At 60.0% G+C, this 18,462-nt stretch carries 17 protein-coding genes; 14 read left to right on the top strand and 3 right to left on the bottom strand.

Going from position 1 to position 18,462, the window contains the following annotated elements; all coding sequences use genetic code 11:
- Positions 1 to 273 precede the first annotated feature (273 nt).
- The 9 genes from A8O26_RS27885 to pdeM all read left to right on the top strand — a co-directional run bounded on the left by A8O26_RS27885 (position 274) and on the right by pdeM (position 10,889).
- On the top strand, positions 274 to 1,308 hold the full coding sequence (locus A8O26_RS27885) for a ligase-associated DNA damage response exonuclease (RefSeq protein WP_064120815.1): 1,035 nt from the start codon (positions 274 to 276) through the stop codon (positions 1,306 to 1,308).
- Positions 1,305 to 2,993, top strand: a complete 1,689-nt coding sequence (locus tag A8O26_RS27880) for an ATP-dependent DNA ligase (RefSeq protein ID WP_064120814.1) — start codon at positions 1,305 to 1,307, stop codon at positions 2,991 to 2,993. The genes A8O26_RS27885 and A8O26_RS27880 overlap by 4 nt, the downstream gene beginning before the upstream one ends.
- 376 nt (positions 2,994 to 3,369) lie before the next feature.
- A complete protein-coding gene (locus tag A8O26_RS27875; RefSeq protein ID WP_008083900.1) occupies positions 3,370 to 4,152 on the top strand; it encodes a transporter substrate-binding domain-containing protein in 783 nt (260 codons plus the stop codon).
- 56 nt (positions 4,153 to 4,208) lie between these two features.
- Entirely contained in the window at positions 4,209 to 4,937 is a 729-nt protein-coding gene (locus A8O26_RS27870; protein WP_064120813.1) for an ABC transporter permease, read from the top strand.
- Positions 4,934 to 5,644, top strand: a complete 711-nt coding sequence (locus A8O26_RS27865) for an ABC transporter permease (protein WP_064120812.1) — start codon at positions 4,934 to 4,936, stop codon at positions 5,642 to 5,644. The genes A8O26_RS27870 and A8O26_RS27865 overlap by 4 nt, the downstream gene beginning before the upstream one ends.
- Before the next feature lie 13 nt (positions 5,645 to 5,657).
- Positions 5,658 to 6,776 carry a succinylglutamate desuccinylase/aspartoacylase family protein gene (locus A8O26_RS27860; RefSeq protein ID WP_064120811.1) on the top strand — a complete coding sequence of 373 codons (1,119 nt, stop codon included), beginning with the start codon at positions 5,658 to 5,660 and terminating at the stop codon, positions 6,774 to 6,776.
- A gap of 13 nt (positions 6,777 to 6,789) precedes the next feature.
- Complete coding sequence (locus A8O26_RS27855; protein ID WP_064120810.1) at positions 6,790 to 7,554, top strand: ABC transporter ATP-binding protein; 765 nt, start codon at positions 6,790 to 6,792, stop codon at positions 7,552 to 7,554.
- A gap of 192 nt (positions 7,555 to 7,746) precedes the next feature.
- Entirely contained in the window at positions 7,747 to 10,236 is a 2,490-nt protein-coding gene (locus tag A8O26_RS27850) for a ligase-associated DNA damage response DEXH box helicase (protein WP_064120809.1), read from the top strand.
- A complete protein-coding gene (pdeM, locus tag A8O26_RS27845) occupies positions 10,233 to 10,889 on the top strand; it encodes a ligase-associated DNA damage response endonuclease PdeM (protein WP_064120808.1) in 657 nt (218 codons plus the stop codon). The genes A8O26_RS27850 and pdeM overlap by 4 nt, the downstream gene beginning before the upstream one ends.
- Before the next feature lie 46 nt (positions 10,890 to 10,935).
- On the opposite strand, the gene A8O26_RS27840 is transcribed toward pdeM, so the two are convergent.
- Complete coding sequence (locus A8O26_RS27840; protein WP_007918615.1) at positions 10,936 to 11,145, bottom strand: hypothetical protein; 210 nt, start codon at positions 11,143 to 11,145, stop codon at positions 10,936 to 10,938.
- Between the two features lie 107 nt (positions 11,146 to 11,252).
- Positions 11,253 to 11,819: a dCTP deaminase gene (dcd, locus tag A8O26_RS27835; RefSeq protein WP_007918616.1), complete on the bottom strand. Its 567-nt coding sequence runs from the start codon at positions 11,817 to 11,819 to the stop codon at positions 11,253 to 11,255.
- 354 nt (positions 11,820 to 12,173) lie between these two features.
- Here dcd and A8O26_RS27830 point away from each other — a divergent pair, with 354 nt between their 5' ends.
- A complete protein-coding gene (locus A8O26_RS27830) occupies positions 12,174 to 12,383 on the top strand; it encodes a cold-shock protein (protein ID WP_002554837.1) in 210 nt (69 codons plus the stop codon).
- A 118-nt stretch (positions 12,384 to 12,501) separates the two neighbouring features.
- On the opposite strand, the gene A8O26_RS27825 is transcribed toward A8O26_RS27830, so the two are convergent.
- Positions 12,502 to 13,509 carry a DUF481 domain-containing protein gene (locus tag A8O26_RS27825; protein WP_064120807.1) on the bottom strand — a complete coding sequence of 336 codons (1,008 nt, stop codon included), beginning with the start codon at positions 13,507 to 13,509 and terminating at the stop codon, positions 12,502 to 12,504.
- Between the two features lie 165 nt (positions 13,510 to 13,674).
- Between A8O26_RS27825 and A8O26_RS27820 the strand changes: the two genes are divergently transcribed.
- The 4 genes from A8O26_RS27820 (at position 13,675) to A8O26_RS27805 (ending at position 18,447) form a co-directional block, all read left to right on the top strand.
- The gene (locus A8O26_RS27820; protein ID WP_016985281.1) at positions 13,675 to 14,028 is read left to right on the top strand and encodes an MGMT family protein; all 354 of its coding nucleotides are present in this window, start codon (positions 13,675 to 13,677) and stop codon (positions 14,026 to 14,028) included.
- A gap of 43 nt (positions 14,029 to 14,071) precedes the next feature.
- Positions 14,072 to 15,631 (top strand): AmpG family muropeptide MFS transporter, encoded by a 1,560-nt coding sequence (locus A8O26_RS27815; RefSeq protein ID WP_064120806.1) that lies wholly within the window; start codon positions 14,072 to 14,074, stop codon positions 15,629 to 15,631.
- Between the two features lie 129 nt (positions 15,632 to 15,760).
- On the top strand, positions 15,761 to 17,476 hold the full coding sequence (locus A8O26_RS27810) for a proline--tRNA ligase (protein ID WP_064120805.1): 1,716 nt from the start codon (positions 15,761 to 15,763) through the stop codon (positions 17,474 to 17,476).
- A gap of 17 nt (positions 17,477 to 17,493) precedes the next feature.
- The gene (locus A8O26_RS27805; RefSeq protein ID WP_034154950.1) at positions 17,494 to 18,447 is read left to right on the top strand and encodes a hypothetical protein; all 954 of its coding nucleotides are present in this window, start codon (positions 17,494 to 17,496) and stop codon (positions 18,445 to 18,447) included.
- The last annotated feature ends 15 nt before the right edge of the window (positions 18,448 to 18,462 follow it).

Raw genomic sequence — 18,462 nt, 5'->3', positions numbered from 1 at the left:
CACGGCTGAATCCAGAATTAACTCGGTTCGTGTTTTTCCACATCCGGGATTTGCTTGGCCCTCGCTGTGCCAAATCCATAATCGACTCGGTTCATGCTTTGCCAAATCCATAATCGACTCGGTTTTTCAGGTCGATGTCACTCGCCAGACAACTCGGTCGGCCCCCTCTCCCTCCGGGAGAGGGCTGGGGTGAGGGTTGCTCTTCAAAGCCGATAGAACTTCCAAGCGCGCACCAGCCTCATAGCTAACAAGCCCCCCATTTCTGGTAACGACATGGACCTTGTTATCGCCCGCCCCGAAGGTCTCTATTGCCCTGCCGGGGATTTCTACATTGATCCGTGGCGCCCCGTCGAGCGCTCGGTCATCACCCATGCCCACGGCGATCACGCGCGTACCGGCAACCAGCATTACCTCGCCAGCAGCGCCAGCGAAGGCATTCTGCGTGCGCGACTCGGGCAAGACATCAACCTGCAGACCCTCGCCTATGGCCAACGCCTGACGCATCACGGCGTCACGTTGAGTTTTCACCCGGCCGGCCACGTGCTCGGTTCGGCGCAGGTGCGTCTGGAATACGGCGGCGAAGTCTGGGTCGCGTCCGGCGACTACAAGATCGAACCGGATGGCACCTGTGCGCCGTTCGAACCGGTGCGCTGCCACACGTTCATCACCGAATCGACCTTCGGCCTGCCGATCTACCGCTGGCAGCCGCAGGCGCAGGTGTTCGCCGAGATCAATCAGTGGTGGGCAACCAATATCGCCGCCGGCAAGGCCAGCGTGTTGTTCTGCTATTCATTCGGCAAGGCGCAGCGAATTCTTCACGGCATTGATGAAAACCTCGGGCCGATCCTCAGCCACGGTGCGGTCGAGCCACTCAACCGCGTCTACCGTGAGGCGGGCGTGTACCTGCCGCCGACGATCTACGCCGGCGACGTCGCCAAGAACGACCCGCGAATGCGTGAAGCGCTGGTCATCGCCCCTCCATCGGCCGGCGGCAGCAGCTGGATGCGCCGTTTCGGTGATTTCAGCGATGCCTTCGCCAGCGGCTGGATGCGTCTGCGCGGCACCCGCCGGCGGCGCGGCGTGGACCGTGGTTTTGTGCTCTCCGATCACGCCGACTGGCCCGGCCTGCTCTGGGCGATTAACCAGACCGGCGCCGAACGGGTGATGGTCACCCACGGTTCAATCGGCGTGCTCGTGCGCCATCTGCGCGAGCAAGGCCTCGACGCGCAGGGCTTTAACACCGAATACGGCGATGACGAAGAGGACAACATCGCCGCCGCCCCCACCGTCGCCGAGACACCCGCATGAAAGCCTTTGCCGAGCTGTACGCCGAACTCGACGCGACCACCTCCAGCAACGCCAAACTGGCGGCGATGCAGGCTTACTTTGCTCAGGCTGAACCGCATGACGCGGCGTGGGCGGTGTACTTCCTGTCCGGTGGTCGCCCCCGGCAACTGGTGCCCGTGCGGATTCTGCGTGAACTGGCGGTGCAAGTGTCCGGGCTGGAACCGTGGTTGTTCGAGGAGAGTTACCAGGCGGTCGGTGATCTGGCGGAAACCATTTCGCTGGTGCTCGCGGAAAACCCGCACAGTTCCGACGCCGGCCTCGCCGAATGGATCGAAGACAAACTGCTGCCATTGCGCGGCGAATCCCCGGAATACCTGTCACGGCAACTGCCTGAACTGTGGGCGCAACTGGATCGACCGAGCCTGATGCTGTGCATCAAATTGATCACCGGCAGTTTCCGCGTTGGCGTATCGAAATTGCTGGTGACCCGCGCACTGGCGTCGATGGCCGGCCTCGACAGCAAACGCGTGGCGCAACGGCTGGTGGGTTACACCGATTTATCCAATCGGCCGAATGCCGCCAGCTATCTGAAACTGATCGCCCCGGAATCGGCTGACGAGCACGCTCAACGCGGTGGCCAGCCGTACCCGTTTTTTCTCGCGCATGCCTTGTCGCAACCGGTTGAGGAGTTTGAAGCGCTGATCGGTCCAGCCGATCACTGGCAAATCGAATGGAAATGGGATGGCATTCGCGCGCAGGTAGTCAAGCGCGATGGCAAATTGTGGGTGTGGTCGCGCGGTGAAGAGCTGGTCACCGAGCGCTTTCCCGAGCTCGACGTATTGGTCCACGGTTTACCCGACGGCACGGTGATCGACGGCGAAATCGTCGTGTGGAAAAGCAGCCATCCAACTACCGAAGACGCTTTCGACCCGCAATCGAGCGAACCGCCGGCCGTGCAGCCGTTCGCCCTGCTGCAACAACGCATCGGCCGCAAAACCCTCGATAAGAAAATTCTCGAAGAAGTCCCGGTCGTGGTGCTCGCCTACGACATGCTGGAATGGCAGGGCGAAGACTGGCGCAACCAACCGCAGGCCAAACGCCGTGCGCAACTGGAAGACGTCATCGCCCGCTGCAACAGCCCGGTGTTGCTGCCCTCGCCCGTGCTCACCGGCAGCGACTGGTTCGACCTCGCTCGCCAGCGCGAGGCCTCACGGCGCCTGGGTGTTGAAGGCATGATGCTCAAGGCGCGGGATTCGCTGTACGGCGTCGGGCGGACCAAGGACATGGGCGTGTGGTGGAAGTGGAAGGTCGACCCGTTCAGCGTTGATGCCGTGTTGATTTACGCGCAGCGCGGGCATGGTCGCCGGGCCAGTCTCTACAGCGACTACACCTTCGCGGTGTGGGACGGCCCGCCGGAGTCGAGTCAACGCGCGCTGGTGCCGTTCGCCAAGGCTTATTCGGGGCTGACCGATGAGGAAATGCGTCAGGTCGACAGCATCGTGCGCAAGACAACGGTGGAGAAGTTCGGTCCCGTGAGCAGCGTTAAACCCAGCCTGGTGTTTGAACTGGGCTTCGAAGGCATCGCCCTGTCGCGGCGGCATAAAAGCGGAATCGCCGTGCGCTTTCCGAGAATGCTGCGCTGGCGTCAGGACAAGACCGTCGACGAAGCGGATAGCCTCGCCACCCTGCAAGACCTGCTGGCCTGACCCCCTTTCCCGGGACACTGATCAGCCATGGCCAAATACCGTAACTGTGGCGAGGGAGCTTGCTCCCGCTCGGCTGCGCAGCAGTCGCAAAACCTGCACTTCAGGTCTGTCGGGAGCAATGCCGGGGAGTGCTTCGCCCTCCAGCGCAAGCAAGCTCCCTCGCCACAGGAAATCAGCCAAACGAACTAACTTGGTGCGCGTTCATCTCCACGCCCATTTCCGGGCACTCAATCGACCTTCTCTGTCCCCGCCCAACCTTTTAAAACACTTGTTCGGGACTCTGGTTCGGAAATTGCTACTTTCTATAGGTCGTACGCGTTCCAGTAACAATAATTCTGCGCCACAAGCGCTCATATTGGTTCTTAGGGATTGAATAATGAAAAAAGCATTGCTGACCCTTTCTGCACTGGCGTTGTGCATGGCCGCTGGCTCCGCGCTGGCCAAGGAATACAAAGAGCTGCGCTTTGGCGTTGACCCTTCGTACGCACCGTTCGAGTCGAAAGCGGCCGACGGCAGCCTGGTGGGCTTCGACATCGACCTGGGCAACGCCATCTGCGCCGAACTGAAGGTCAAGTGCAAGTGGGTCGAAAGTGACTTCGACGGCATGATTCCGGGCCTCAAGGCCAACAAATTCGACGGTGTGATCTCGTCGATGACCGTGACCCCGGCCCGCGAAAAAGTCATCGACTTCTCCAGCGAGTTGTTCTCCGGCCCGACCGCCTACGTGTCGAAAAAAGGCTCGGGCATCACCGCAGACGTGGCGTCGCTGAAGGGTAAAACCGTTGGCTACGAGCAAGGCACCATTCAGGAAGCCTACGCCAAAGCCGTACTGGACAAGGCTGGCGTGAAAACCCAGGCCTATCAGAACCAGGATCAGGTGTATTCCGACCTGACCTCCGGCCGTCTCGATGCGGGCATTCAGGACATGCTGCAGGCCGAACTGGGCTTTTTGAAGTCGCCACAGGGCGCCGACTATGACGTCAGCAAGCCAGTCGACAACGAATTGCTGCCAGCCAAAACCGCTGTCGGTATTAAGAAAGGTAACACTGAGCTGAAGGCGCTTTTAGATAAAGGTATCAAAGCGTTACACGACGACGGCAAATACGCCGAGATTCAAAAGAAACACTTTGGCGATCTGAATCTGTACAGCGGCAAATAATGCCCCGGCGCCCATCCTTGATGGGCGCCTTTTCAATCCGCTCAGGTTGCTGATTTATGTTCGAAAACCTCTTACAAAATCTGGGGCTCGCAGCCTTCAGCCTCAAGGGTTTTGGCCCTTTGCTGTTGGAAGGCACCTGGATGACCATCAAATTATCGGCGTTGTCGCTGCTGGTGGCCGTGTTGCTCGGCCTGCTCGGCGCCAGTGCCAAACTGTCAAAAATCAAACTGGTGCGCCTGCCCGCCCAGCTCTACACCACGCTGATTCGCGGGGTGCCGGACCTGGTGCTGATGCTGCTGATTTTCTACAGTCTGCAAACCTGGCTGACGACCCTGACCGATTACATGGAATGGGAATACATCGAGATCGACCCGTTCAGCGCCGGGGTGCTGACCCTGGGCTTCATTTATGGCGCGTATTTCACCGAAACCTTCCGTGGCGCGATCCTCGCGGTACCGCGCGGTCAGGTCGAAGCCGCTACCGCCTACGGCCTCAAACGCGGCCAGCGCTTTCGCTTTGTGGTGTTCCCGCAAATGATGCGCTTCGCCCTGCCGGGCATCGGTAACAACTGGATGGTGATGCTCAAAGCCACCGCGCTGGTGTCGATCATCGGCCTGGCCGATCTGGTCAAAGCTGCCCAGGACGCCGGTAAAAGCACCTATCAACTGTTCTACTTTCTGGTTCTTGCCGCGTTGATTTATCTGCTGATCACCAGTGCCTCGAACTTCATCCTGCGCTGGCTCGAACGCCGCTACGCCGCCGGTGCCCGGGAGGCCGTACGATGATCGAACTCTTGCAGGAATACTGGCGCGCTTTCCTTTATACCGACGGCCAGAACATCACCGGACTGGCGATGACGATGTGGCTGCTCAGCGCGTCGATCTTCATTGGTTTCCTGGTATCGATTCCGTTGTCGATCGCGCGGGTTTCGCCGCACTTGTACATTCGCTGGCCGGTGCAGTTCTACACCTACCTGTTCCGTGGCACGCCGCTGTATATCCAGTTGTTGATTTGCTACACGGGGATCTACAGCCTCGCCGCCGTGCGGGCGCAGCCGTTGCTCGACAGTTTCTTTCGCGATGCGATGAACTGCACGATCCTCGCCTTTGCCCTCAACACCTGCGCTTACACCACGGAGATTTTTGCCGGGGCAATCCGCAGCATGAACCACGGCGAAGTCGAAGCCGCCAAGGCCTACGGCCTCACCGGCTGGAAGCTGTATGCCTACGTGATCATGCCGTCAGCGCTGCGCCGTTCGTTGCCGTATTACAGCAACGAAGTGATTCTGATGCTGCACTCGACCACCGTGGCCTTCACCGCGACCATCCCCGACATCCTGAAAGTCGCCCGGGACGCCAACTCGGCGACCTTCCTGACCTTTCAGTCGTTCGGCATCGCCGCGCTGATCTACCTGACCATTACCTTTGCGCTGGTCGGCCTGTTCCGTCTTGCCGAACGCCGATGGCTGGCCTTCCTTGGGCCGACTCACTAGGACAACTCTGCAAATGCGCCACCTGATCCATGACTTGCTGGCCCCGCTGCCGGGGACCGCACGACAGATCCACAGCTTCCACTTCGGCCCGGAACAGGCCAAGGGCAAGGTTTACATTCAGTCTTCGCTGCATGCCGACGAACTGCCGGGCATGCTCGTGTCCTGGCACCTCAAGCAACGTCTGGCCGAGCTCGAAGCGGCCGGGCGCCTGCGCAGTGAAATCGTGCTGGTGCCAGTGGCCAACCCGATCGGCCTCGAACAAGTGCTGATGGACGTGCCACTGGGCCGCTACGAACTGGAGAGCGGGCAGAACTTCAATCGCTGGTTCGTCGACCTCAGTGAAGAGATCGGCAACGCCATCGAGGGCAAACTCAATGATGACCCGCAGCACAACCTCGAACTGATTCGCGCGCATCTGCGCGACGCCCTCGCCCGCCAGACCGCGACGACCCAACTGCAATCCCAGCGCCTGACCCTGCAACGGCTGGCCTGCGATGCGGACATGGTGCTCGACCTGCATTGCGATTTCGAATCGGTGGTTCACCTCTACACCACACCCGAAGCGTGGCCGCAGGTCGAACCACTGGCGCGTTACATCGAAGCCCAGGCGAGTCTTTTGGCCACCGACTCCGGCGGTCAGTCGTTCGACGAATGCTTCACTTTGCTGTGGTGGCAATTGAAGGAGCGCTTCGGCGAACACTTCGAAATTCCGCTCGGCAGTTTCTCGGTGACCGTCGAGTTGCGCGGCCAGGGCGATGTCACCCACCCACTCGCCAGCCGCGACTGCCAGGCGCTGATCGACTACTTGATCCAGTCCGATGCGATTGTCGGCGAGACCAAACCGCAGCCGCCATTGCCGTTCCCGGCCACGCCTCTCGCGGGAGTCGAACCGGTGACCACCCCGGTCGGCGGCCTGCTGGTGTACACCGCCACGGCCGGGCAGGTCCTGGAGGCCGGACAGCAGATCGCCGAAATCATCGACCCGATCAACGACCGGATCACCCCTATTCATTGCACCAGCGCCGGCGTGATGTACGCCCGCTCGCTGCGACGCATGGCCACTGCCGGCATGGTCATCGCCCACGTCGCGGGCGCTGAAGCCTATCGCAGCGGCTACCTACTTTCGCCTTGAGGATGTCTGTCCCATGTACAAACTGACCGTTGAAGGCCTGCACAAAAGCTATGGCGACCATCAGGTGCTCAAAGGCGTTTCGCTCAAGGCCAAGACCGGCGACGTGATCAGCCTGATCGGCGCCAGTGGCTCGGGCAAAAGTACTTTTTTGCGCTGCATCAACTTTCTCGAACAACCCAACGACGGCGCCATGAGCCTCGATGGCCAGGCGATCCGCATGGTCACCGACCGTCACGGCATGCACGTCGCCGACGCCGATGAACTGCAACGCCTGCGCACGCGATTGGCAATGGTGTTCCAGCATTTCAACCTGTGGAGCCACATGACCGTGCTGGAAAACATCACCATGGCCCCGCGCCGGGTGCTCGGTTGCAGCAAACAGGAAGCCGACGATCGCGCCCGGCGTTATCTGGACAAGGTGGGCTTGCCGGCGCGGGTGGCGGATCAATACCCGGCGTTTCTTTCTGGCGGCCAGCAACAGCGCGTGGCGATTGCCCGGGCGTTGGCGATGGAGCCAGAGGTGATGCTGTTTGATGAGCCGACTTCGGCGCTGGATCCGGAATTGGTCGGTGAAGTGTTGAAGGTGATTCAAGGGCTGGCCGAGGAAGGCCGGACCATGATCATGGTGACCCATGAGATGAGCTTCGCCCGTAAGGTTTCCAGCCAGGTGCTGTTCCTGCATCAAGGTCTGGTGGAAGAAGAAGGCTCGCCTGAAGAAGTCCTCGGCAACCCGAAGAGCGAACGCCTGAAGCAATTCCTCAGCGGCAACCTCAAATAACCAGTAGCGCACAACCCTGTGGGAGCGAGCTTGCTCGCGAAAGCATTCTGTCAGTGACATTGATTTTGAATGTTCCTACGCCTTCGCGAGCAAGCTCGCTCCCACAGGGGACCTCTATAGCCTACAAAAATCAAACTTGTCCGCCCGCGCCGCGGTCACTGGAAGAACACCTCCAGAGCGCGCGCAGCCCGCATGGCGAAATCCCTCGACCTCGCAAAAACCTGGTTCAGCGCTCGCAGCTGGAAGCCGTTCGCCTTTCAGAAACAGGTGTGGACCGCAGTGAAAAACGGCGAGTCCGGTCTGCTCCACGCCAGCACCGGCGCCGGTAAAACTTATGCGGTGTGGTTCGCGGCACTCAACCGCTTCGCTCGCTCGCAAACTCCTGTTGAAACACCGCGCAAACGCAAACCACCGGCCGAACCGCTGACCGTGCTGTGGATCACCCCCATGCGTGCCCTCGCCGCCGATACCGCGCGCGCCTTGCAAACGCCGGTCGATGACCTGCAACTGCCGTGGAGCATCGGCCTGCGCACTGGCGACACCAGCAGCAGTGAACGTGCCCGGCAGAGCCGGCGCCTGCCGACTACGTTGATCACCACGCCGGAAAGCCTGACCCTGCTGCTCGCCCGCGCCGATGCGCAGGTGGCGCTGGCGAGTCTGCGCATGATCGTCGTCGATGAATGGCACGAATTGCTCGGTAACAAACGCGGCGTGCAACTGCAACTGGCCCTCGCCCGCCTGCGGCATTGGCAGCCCGGGCTGATCGTCTGGGGCGTGTCCGCCACCCTCGGTAATCAATCCCACGCCGAACAGGTGCTGATCCCACAGGGCGGCGGCATCAGTATTCAGGGGCAGAGTGAAAAATCGCTGAAGGTCGACACCCTCCTCCCACCGGCCATCGAGCGTTTTCCGTGGGCCGGGCACATCGGTCTGAAGATGTTGCCGCAGGTCGTTGCTGAACTGGAGGCCTGCGCCAGCAGCCTGGTGTTCACCAACACTCGGGCGCAATCGGAAATCTGGTATCAGGCGTTGCTCGAGGCCCGGCCGGACTGGGCGGGGCTGATCGCCTTGCATCACAGTTCACTGTCTCGCGAGACCCGCGACTGGGTAGAACAAGCCTTGAAGAACGGGCAACTGAAAGCCGTGGTCTGCACGTCAAGCCTGGACTTGGGTGTGGATTTCCTGCCGGTCGAGCGCGTGCTGCAAATCGGCTCGGCCAAAGGCGTCGCACGGCTGATGCAACGCGCCGGTCGTTCAGGCCACGCGCCGGGACGCACCTCGCGGGTAACGCTGGTACCCACGCACAGTCTTGAATTGATCGAAGCAGCCGCCGCCCGTGATGCCGTCGAGCAACGGCACATCGAACCGCGTCTGTCGCCGCACAAACCGCTGGACGTGCTGGTGCAACACTTGGTCAGCATGGCCCTTGGCGGTGGCTTTGTTCCTGAGGATTTGTACAAAGAAGTCCGTGGTGCCTGGGCCTATCGCGACCTGACACCGGCGGATTGGGCGTGGGCGCTGGCTTTCGTACGCCACGGCGGGATGTCTCTGACAGCCTATCCGGATTACCGCCGGGTCGAACCAGACGAGCACGGCGTCTGGCGAGTGCCGGACGCGCGTTTGGCGCGGCGTCACCGTATGAGCATCGGCACTATCGTCAGCGACGCCAGCATTCACTTGAAGTTCTGGAGCAAGGGTGGCGGCGGCAAGCAGTTGGGCAGTGTCGAGGAAGGCTTTATCGCGCGGCTTAAACCCGGCGACGGCTTTCTTTTCGCTGGGCGTCTACTGGAGCTGGTGCGAGTGGAAAACATGACCGCTTACGTCAAACGCAGCACCGTGAAAAAAGCCGCGGTACCACGCTGGAATGGCGGGCGGATGCCGCTTTCCAACGAACTCGCCGCCGCCGTCGTCAGGCGTTTCAGCGCCGCCGCGCAGGGTGAGTTCTTCGGCCCGGAAATGCAGGCGCTGCAACCCTTGCTGCAAACCCAGGCACGCTGGTCTGGCTTGCCGACTGTTAATAGCCTACTGGCCGAAGTGCTGAAATCCCGCGAAGGCTGGCACCTTTTCCTCTATCCGTTCGCCGGACGGCAGGTGCATTTGGGACTGGCGAGCCTGCTGGCCTGGCGCGTCACTCAGCGCCAAGCCGTAACGTTCTCGATCGCGGTGAATGACTATGGCCTGGAGTTGCTCAGCGCCACGCCCGTGGACTGGACCGAGCATTTGAATGCTGAACTGTTCAATGCCGATCACCTGTTGCTGGATGTTCTGGCCAGTTTGAATGCTGGCGAACTGGCCCTACGGCGCTTTCGTGAAATCGCGCGGATTGCCGGGCTGGTCTTCGCCGGTTACCCCGGTGCGCCGAAAAGTACCCGACAGGTGCAGGCGTCCAGCGGTCTGTTTTTTGAAGTGTTCAAGCAGTACGACGCTGACAATCTGTTGCTGGAGCAGGCAGGGGAAGAAGTCCTACGGGAGGAACTGGATATTCGTCGCCTGGAACAGACATTGGAGCGGATCAACGGGATGAAACTGGACGTGCATCAGATCAAACGCCCTACGCCGCTAGGGTTTCCACTGCTGGTGGAACGGATGCGCGAAAGCATGAGTTCGGAAAAGCTCGCGGACCGCATCAGACGGATGGTCGGTGATCTGGAAAACAGCGCTGACAAGGACAAATCCCGATGAGTGCGGCCTACCCGGTGCGTCTGGCCGGCGAAGAGCTTTGGTTGCTGCCGGAAAAAGCCATGTATTGGCCCGCACAACAGGTTCTGCTGATTGCCGATGTGCATTTCGGCAAAGCCGCCGCTTATCGCAGTCTTGGGCAACCCGTTCCGCATGGCACCACGGCGAGCAATATCGCGGTACTTGATCGGCTGCTGGCAAAGCTGCCCTGCCGCTTGTTGATCTTCCTCGGCGATTTCCTCCACGGACCTGGCTCCCACGCGACGGGAACACTGGACGCGTTGGCACAATGGCGCGCGCGCCACGTCGATCTGCCGATGACGCTGATTCGCGGCAACCACGACAAACGCGCCGGCGATCCGCCTGAATCACTGAATATCCGCGTGGTGCCGGAACCGCTGCTGCTCGGGCCATTCGCCTTGCAGCATGAACCTGACCCGCACCCTGAAAGGCATGTGCTGGCAGGTCACGTACACCCGGTCTATCGGCTGCACGGCAAGGGTCGGCAGAGCTTGCGCCTGGCGTGTTTCAGGCTCGGCGAACGCATCAGCCTGCTCCCGGCATTCGGCGCCTTTACCGGCGGATACGCGGTGGAGCGAGAAGACAGTTGCAGGATTTTCGTCGTCGGCGATGACGAAATATGGCCAGTCAGTTGAAGTCTTCACAGACCTCATCTGACTGGCCATTCATTTTCAATGCAGATCAGGCAACCGGAGCCGGTGGTGGTTCGTCCGGAAGCGTCGGTTCGCCCGGCTCGGTCGGTTGCTCGTTAGGGGTATCGGGATCAGGCTGACCGGGAATTCCGCCGGCCATGCTCAGCGGCGGGTGCGCCAACAGTGACCAGGCCAATACGCCAATCTGATTGGGCTCGAGCCTTGCCAGTTCGGCAGTGATTTGCGGATCGATCTTCATAGGGCACTCCTCGGCGAAGGCCCGTTTTGCCGAAAGCAAAAACGGGCAGTACACCCCATAGAGTGTCTGCCCGCCAAAGAATTCCCGCGATCTGTCGGATGGACCGATCAGGTCCGCGGCAAGGTCACGCCACGCTGGCCCTGGTACTTGCCGCCACGGTCCTTGTAGGACACTTCGCATTCCTCATCGGATTCCAGGAAAAGCATCTGTGCCACGCCTTCATTGGCGTAGATTTTCGCCGGCAGGTTGGTGGTGTTGGAGAATTCCAGGGTCACGTGACCTTCCCACTCAGGCTCGAGCGGGGTGACGTTGACGATAATGCCGCAGCGCGCGTAGGTGCTTTTACCCAGGCAGATGGTCAATACATTGCGCGGAATGCGGAAGTATTCAACAGTGCTGGCTAGGGCGAACGAGTTCGGTGGAATGATGCAGACGTCGCTGTGGACGTCGACGAAGCTGCCCGGGTCGAAGTTTTTCGGGTCGACGATGGACGAGTTGATGTTGGTGAACACCTTGAAGTGGTTGGTGCAACGCACGTCGTAGCCGTAGCTCGACACACCGTAGGAGATCACGCGGCTGTCGTCGCTGCCACGCATCTGGCGCTCGACGAACGGCTCGATCATGCCGTGTTCCTGCGCCATGCGGCGAATCCACTTGTCCGATTTGATGCTCATGGCGGGGTGTCCTGAATAGCGAGGTGGAAAAATTCTGTCCGGCATCTTACCGGGCACGCCGCCCGGTTCAAAGTGCGGGTTGTAATTCTCGCCGATCCCCCATGATTTACGCGGTCTGGCGACGAACCGTCACACCGCCGATCCCGAAAACAGAGAAACCTTCGCAAGAAGCATTGGCACTTCTCGGAAACTGGGTTAAGGTGACGTCACTGTGTTGCTTGTGTCACTGAGAATCTCTACACGATATGTTGAATTTCGATCCAACCATCTACAAGAATTTTTCCTGCTCTTTGCACTCAGTCTCGGCCAGGGTTCTTCCTGCGTCGCAGTTATCTTTGTTCAAGGAGTTACACCATGTCTAATCGCCAAACCGGTACCGTTAAGTGGTTCAACGATGAAAAAGGCTTCGGCTTCATCACCCCACAATCCGGTGACGACCTGTTCGTTCACTTCAAAGCTATCCAATCCGACGGCTTCAAAAGCCTGAAAGAAGGCCAACAGGTTTCTTTCATCGCTACCCGCGGTCAGAAAGGCATGCAAGCTGAAGAAGTACAAGTTATCTAACTTGTAGCTTCTTTAGAAAAGAGCCCCGCCCTTAAAAGCGGGGCTTTTTTGTGGGCGTCTGTTTTGTACAGGCAAAAAAAATCGCAGCCCGGCAAGGCTGCGATTTTTTCCGGGTGGTTTACCAGGCCACGCCAAACCCTGCGGTGTAACGGGTCTTGTTCAAGTCTGCATCGTTGGTGCCGCTGATGATGTCGCGCTCGGCCTTGAGGTTGAGCGAGGCCCAGTCGGTGACTTTGTAGCGCAGGCCCATTTCCGCATCCAGCGCGTAGTTGGCCACGTCGGACAGTGGCTTGCCGATTTCACCGTTGGTGAAGAACTCGACTTTCTTGCCGATCAGGTAGCGGTTGTAATCCCACTTCATGGCGACGGAGTAGAAGTTGTCCTTGCTGCCATCGCGATACTCGTAATCGGTGCGGTTGAACAGCGAGCCCAGCGAGAATGCGCCCAACTCGTCATCCCAGAACTGGTAGCCGGGGCCGGTACCGACCACACGCTGACGCGACAGCTCTTCGATATGATCGCGCTTGTAGTTCAGACGGCCCTGCCAAAACCACTTATCGGTCAGGAAGCGGTCAAGTGCGTATTCAGCGCGCCAGTTGTCGGTAGTAGTTTCGTCGTCCTGCACTTCGCGGTTGTACTCGCCTTCGGCGGTGTGGCGCCAGCGCCCATGACGTGCCGTGGTCTTGAAGCCGACATCGTAGTCGTCGGTGTCTTTCTCGGCGCGCTGATAGTCCAGTGCCAGGTCGACATTGCCCTTCCAGACCAGATCCTCGACCACCGGTTTCGGCTTGAGAATCTGCTGAATGCTCGCCAGCTCAACGGTTTTCGGCGCCTCACCGTTGGCGAGGGTGACCTTGCCGTCTTCCGCCGCCGTCAGCGACTTGGACACTTCACCGGTGTAGGCATCTTGCTTGACCAGCAAGTGCTGATCGCTGTCCAGAGTCTTGACCTCTTTCCAGTCGATGGTGACCGCACCGGCATATTTGGTCTGGATCAACAGCTTGCCGCCATCGAACACGGTGATGGTGCCGCTCAACTTGTCACCGTTCTTCAACCAGACGGTGTCGGCAAGCAGGGGCGTGGACGCACTGAAAACAGCAAGGCACAACAGGGATCTGGACAACATAAGCGAATCGAAGGCTCAAGTTTGCGGAAAAAGGTCGGCATTATCCGTAGGAATAAGACCCTGACAAGGACTGACCGGACTATTTCTGATGAGTTCATTTCTCAACGGCGCGATCACCGATTACTCTGAAAGCCATCAAACTGTTCATGTTCAGGAACCGCGTACGTGAAAGACCCGCTCGACAGCGTTGAAAACGATGCGCAAATCCGACGCACGGCGCTCTACTCGACGCTCGCCCAAGTCCCCGAAGGCAAAGTCGTCAGCTATGGTCAGTTAGCTGAACTGGCCGGGTTGGGGCGCGCCGCCCGCTGGGTCGGCCGCACCTTGAGTCAGTTGCCCGGCGATACCAAGTTGCCTTGGCATCGTGTGCTGGGCGCCGGCGGTCGGATCAGCCTGCCGGTGGGCAGCCCCTCGGGCGATGAACAGCGCGCACGATTACGCATGGAAGGCATCACCGTCCTGAACAATCGTGTGGATATTCAGCGCCATGGCTGGCGTCCGGTAGAGCACAGCGGTTAGAGTGCGCGCTTTGTTTTCGCAATCTTGAGGCAGACTTCAGCCCATGCCCCGTAAAACCTGGCGCGCCGCGCTAGCCGCTTATGCCAGTCCTTCGACGCTCGTGCTGTTGTTGCTGGGTTTCGCCGCCGGCCTGCCGTACATGCTGGTATTTTCAACGCTTTCCGTCTGGCTGCGTGAAGCCGGTGTGGCCCGTGAAACCATCGGCTATGCCAGCCTGATCGGCCTGGCCTATGCGTTCAAATGGGTCTGGTCACCGCTGCTCGACCAATGGCGCCTGCCATTGCTGGGCAAGCTTGGCCGTCGCCGTTCGTGGCTGGTGCTCTCGCAAGCGCTGGTGATCCTCGGCCTGATCGGCATGGGTTTCTGCGATCCACAAAAGCACTTGTCCTGGTTGATCGCCATCGCCGTCGTCGTGGCTTTTGCCTCCGCCACCCAAGACATTGCGGTGGATGCCTATCGCCTGGAAATCGCCGAGGACAATCGCCAGGCCGCCCTCGCCGCCAGTTATATGTCCGGGTATCGCGTGGCTGCCCTGCTGGCGACTGCCGGAGCGCTGTTCTTCGCCGAAGGCTTTGGCTCCACGGGCTTCAACTATCAGCATTCGGCCTGGGCCGGCACTTACGCGCTGTTCGGCGCATTGATGATTCCAGCACTGCTGACCACGCTGTTCATGCGCGAACCGCCGGTGCCGTTGCGCACGCAGTTGCAGGCCGGGCGCTACACCTTTATGCATCAACTGATGTCGGTGTTTGTCCTGATCGTCTTGCTGGTCTCGGTACCGGCGATGTTCACTCAGCTCTACAACACCGATTTCGCCAGCGTGCTGTTCGGCGACATGAGCCCGCTCGACCTGCTGCTCGAAGACCGCGCCTTCCTGCGCGCGATTCTCTATACGCTGCTCACCGGTCTGTGTCTGTCGACCATGGGCCGTCGCGGCCTGGCGCCGGTGCTGACGCCGGTCAACGACTTCATCTTGCGCTATCGCTGGCAGGCACTGCTGTTGCTCGGCCTGATCGCCACGTATCGGATGTCGGACACGGTGATGGGCGTCATGGCCAACGTGTTTTACATCGACCAGGGTTTTACCAAGGATCAGATCGCCAGTGTCAGCAAGATCTTCGGCCTGATCATGACCCTCGTCGGCGCCGGCATGGGCGGATTGCTGATCGTGCGTTTCGGCATCCTGCCGATTCTGTTTATCGGTGGTGTCGCTTCGGCAGCTACCAACCTGCTGTTCGTGATGCTCGCCGACATGGGCCCGAACCTGCAGATGCTGGTGGTGACCATTTCTCTCGACAACTTCAGTTCCGGCCTGGCCACATCGGCGTTCGTCGCCTACTTGTCGAGCCTGACAAACCTGAAGTTCTCGGCCACGCAATACGCCCTGCTCAGCTCGATCATGCTGCTGCTGCCGCGCCTGATGGGTGGCTATTCCGGGGTGATGGTCGAGAAATTCGGCTATCACAGCTTCTTCCTGATCACCGCCCTGCTTGGCGTGCCGACGCTGCTGCTGATCGCCCTGCACTGGTTTCAGGAAAGCCGCCGCGAAGGCCCGACGCCAACACCCGAGCCCGTACCGACGCCGGCGACAGAAGAGTCGTAAGACGTTTCACCAACGGCAGGAGGAATCCTGCCGTTGGACCTCACCACCGGCCGCACGCCTGTACGTCAGCAAAACTCGCCGGTACACTGCTCCGTCATTTCCAGTCATAGCAACCGACAACGGCCAACCATGCGCACCAGTCAATTTTTGCTCGCTACACAGAAAGAAACGCCTTCCGATGCGGTCGTCATCAGCCACCAGCTGATGCTGCGCGCCGGCATGATCCGCAAACTCGCCTCGGGCCTGTACACCTGGCTGCCGATGGGCCTGCGGGTAATGCGCAAGGTAGAAGCCATCGTTCGTGAAGAAATGAACGCTGCCGGTTCTCTGGAAGTGTTGATGCCGAGCACCCAACCGGCCGAGCTGTGGCAGGAATCGGGGCGCTGGGAAGAATACGGCCCTGAGCTGTTGCGCATCAAAGACCGCCACGGTCGCGATTTCTGCGCGGGCCCGACCCACGAAGAAGTGATCACCGATCTGATGCGCAATGAATTGAGCAGCTACAAACAGCTGCCAATCAACCTGTACCAGATCCAGACCAAATTCCGTGACGAAATCCGTCCACGCTTCGGTTTGATGCGTGGCCGCGAATTCATCATGAAGGACTCGTACTCCTTCCACGCGGATCAGGCGTCGCTGCAGATCACCTATGACCGCATGCATGAAGCCTACTGCAACATCTTCACGCGTCTGGGTCTGAAATTCCGTCCAGTGGAAGCCGACAACGGTTCGATCGGTGGCGCTGGTTCGCACGAGTTCCACGTACTGGCCGAGTCCGGCGAAGACGACATCGTCTTCAGCAACGGTTCCGACTACGCGGCGAACATCGAAAAAGCCGAAGCGGTGCCACGCGAAACCTCGCGCGCTGCTGCGACTGAAGAGCTGCGCCTGGTCGACACGCCAGACACCAAAACCATCGCGGCGCTGGTGGAAAAATTCAATCTGCCGATTGAAAAGACCATCAAGACCCTGATCGTGCGCGCCGAAGAAGAAGGCAAGCTGATCGCGCTGGTCATCCGTGGCGACCACGAACTCAACGAAATCAAGGCTGCCCAGCAACCTGGCGTGGCCAGCCCGCTGGTCATGGCCACCGATGCCGAACTGCGTGACGCCATCGGCGCTGGCGCAGGCTCGCTCGGCCCGCTGAACCTGCCGCTGCCAATCATCATCGACCGTTCGGTGGAGCTGATGAGCGACTTCGGTATCGGCGCGAACATCGACGACAAGCACTACTTCGGCGTGAACTGGGAGCGTGATCTGCCGCTTCCAACCGTCGCTGACCTGCGTAACGTCGTCGCCGGTGATCCAAGCCCGGACGGCAAAGGCACCCTGGAAATCAAGCGCGGCATCGAAGTCGGGCACATCTTCCAGCTGGGCAACAAGTACAGCAAGGCGATGAAGTGCGAAGTGCTGGGCGAGAACGGCAAGCCGGTGACCCTGGAAATGGGTTGCTACGGCATCGGCGTATCCCGCGTGGTGGCTGCGGCCATCGAGCAGAACAACGACGCCAACGGCATCATCTGGAGCGACACTCTGGCGCCGTTCCAGATCGCTCTGGTACCGCTGCGTTATGAAACCGAGCAGGTGCGCGAAGCCACCGACAAGCTGTACGCCGAACTGACGGCCGCCGGCTTCGAAGTGCTGCTGGATGATCGCGACAAGAAAACCAGCCCGGGCATCAAGTTCGCGGACATGGAGCTGATCGGCATTCCTCACCGGATCGTGGTCAGCGACCGCGGCCTCGCCGAAGGCAACCTGGAATACAAGAGCCGTACCGAGCCGGAAGCGCAAGCGCTGCCGGTCGCCGATGTGGTGTCCTTCCTTCAGGCCCGTATCCGCCGCTGATTCCAGATAGAGACGTCATGTTCAAGCGAAACACCTTAGGCCTCGGTGGCACCGCCCTGTGCGGTGCCCTGCTGGTCAGCGGCTGTGCCAATCACATGTCACAACGCAGCGAGCACGAAGAGCGGGTCGAGCGAAAGTTGCTCGACCATAGCCTGCAGATCGATGTCGGTGAGCCTAAGGCGCTTGAGCTGCCGCAGCGACGCGTGAAGATCAACGAGCAGAAGACTTTCGAAGTCACCGAGTTCGAGGTCACCCGTCGTTACGACCGTTACACGCCCTACCAGCCCTGGCGGGAGATCTACGAGATCCCGCTGGGCGCGGTGGCCGTGGTCGGTGGCGTCGGCGCCAACGTGGTCAACGTATTTGCCCTCGGCAACCTGCCCGACAGTGTGACCAAGGACTGGCTGAGCTACGGTTTTGCCGGGCTCAACCCGTTCATGAACGTGCAGTCCAACGGTCGTGCGCAACAGAATCTCGCCGGTATCGATGAAGTCCAGCGCGACAAGCGCACGGAGTATTCGAGCCTGCCGTGGAGCGAGCGGCCGGTGCAGGTCAAGGCTGGTAAACAGACCTTTGACATGACCACCGATCGCAACGGTGTATTGCGCCTGAACCTGCTCGACAGTCCGTTTGCCGAAAATGACCTCAATCATGTCGGCAAATTGCAGATCAGCGTCGAAGACGCCAAGGATGACGTGCACTCTGACTCATCGCTGATGATCAGCAGTCATCTGCGTGGCAAGTTGCTGGAAGCGCACGGGCTGATTTACGACGATCTGGAAGACGACGAAGTGAGCCAGTGGGTGCACCGGGTCAAACGTCTTTCGGAATTGGGTCTGGAAGAAGAAGCCAGCGAACTGGAACAAAGCCTGATCGAACTGACGCGCAACGATCCTGAGTTGCAGACTGAGTTTCTCAAGTCGCTGACCAAGGATGCCGGGCGTCTGGTTGCGGATCCAGGACCAAACTAAAAGCTAAAAGCTTCG

Origin of the sequence: Pseudomonas fluorescens, assembly GCF_001648775.1 — a bacterium.
In the GTDB taxonomy this organism is placed as follows: domain Bacteria; phylum Pseudomonadota; class Gammaproteobacteria; order Pseudomonadales; family Pseudomonadaceae; genus Aquipseudomonas; species Aquipseudomonas fluorescens_M.
This window is presented reverse-complemented; position numbering and strand designations above follow the sequence as displayed.

Bases quoted from the DNA above. Each gene is read 5' to 3' on its own strand.
- A8O26_RS27885 (WP_064120815.1), top strand. From the start codon at position 274: ATGGACCTTGTTATCGCCCGCCCCGAAGGTCTCTATTGCCCTGCCGGG.
- A8O26_RS27880 (WP_064120814.1), top strand. From the start codon at position 1,305: ATGAAAGCCTTTGCCGAGCTGTACGCCGAACTCGACGCGACCACCTCC.
- A8O26_RS27875 (WP_008083900.1), top strand. From the start codon at position 3,370: ATGAAAAAAGCATTGCTGACCCTTTCTGCACTGGCGTTGTGCATGGCC.
- A8O26_RS27870 (WP_064120813.1), top strand. From the start codon at position 4,209: ATGTTCGAAAACCTCTTACAAAATCTGGGGCTCGCAGCCTTCAGCCTC.
- A8O26_RS27865 (WP_064120812.1), top strand. From the start codon at position 4,934: ATGATCGAACTCTTGCAGGAATACTGGCGCGCTTTCCTTTATACCGAC.
- A8O26_RS27860 (WP_064120811.1), top strand. From the start codon at position 5,658: ATGCGCCACCTGATCCATGACTTGCTGGCCCCGCTGCCGGGGACCGCA.
- A8O26_RS27855 (WP_064120810.1), top strand. From the start codon at position 6,790: ATGTACAAACTGACCGTTGAAGGCCTGCACAAAAGCTATGGCGACCAT.
- A8O26_RS27850 (WP_064120809.1), top strand. From the start codon at position 7,747: ATGGCGAAATCCCTCGACCTCGCAAAAACCTGGTTCAGCGCTCGCAGC.
- pdeM (WP_064120808.1), top strand. From the start codon at position 10,233: ATGAGTGCGGCCTACCCGGTGCGTCTGGCCGGCGAAGAGCTTTGGTTG.
- A8O26_RS27840 (WP_007918615.1), bottom strand. From the start codon at position 11,145: ATGAAGATCGATCCGCAAATCACTGCCGAACTGGCAAGGCTCGAGCCC.
- dcd (WP_007918616.1), bottom strand. From the start codon at position 11,819: ATGAGCATCAAATCGGACAAGTGGATTCGCCGCATGGCGCAGGAACAC.
- A8O26_RS27830 (WP_002554837.1), top strand. From the start codon at position 12,174: ATGTCTAATCGCCAAACCGGTACCGTTAAGTGGTTCAACGATGAAAAA.
- A8O26_RS27825 (WP_064120807.1), bottom strand. From the start codon at position 13,509: ATGTTGTCCAGATCCCTGTTGTGCCTTGCTGTTTTCAGTGCGTCCACG.
- A8O26_RS27815 (WP_064120806.1), top strand. From the start codon at position 14,072: ATGCCCCGTAAAACCTGGCGCGCCGCGCTAGCCGCTTATGCCAGTCCT.
- A8O26_RS27810 (WP_064120805.1), top strand. From the start codon at position 15,761: ATGCGCACCAGTCAATTTTTGCTCGCTACACAGAAAGAAACGCCTTCC.
- A8O26_RS27805 (WP_034154950.1), top strand. From the start codon at position 17,494: ATGTTCAAGCGAAACACCTTAGGCCTCGGTGGCACCGCCCTGTGCGGT.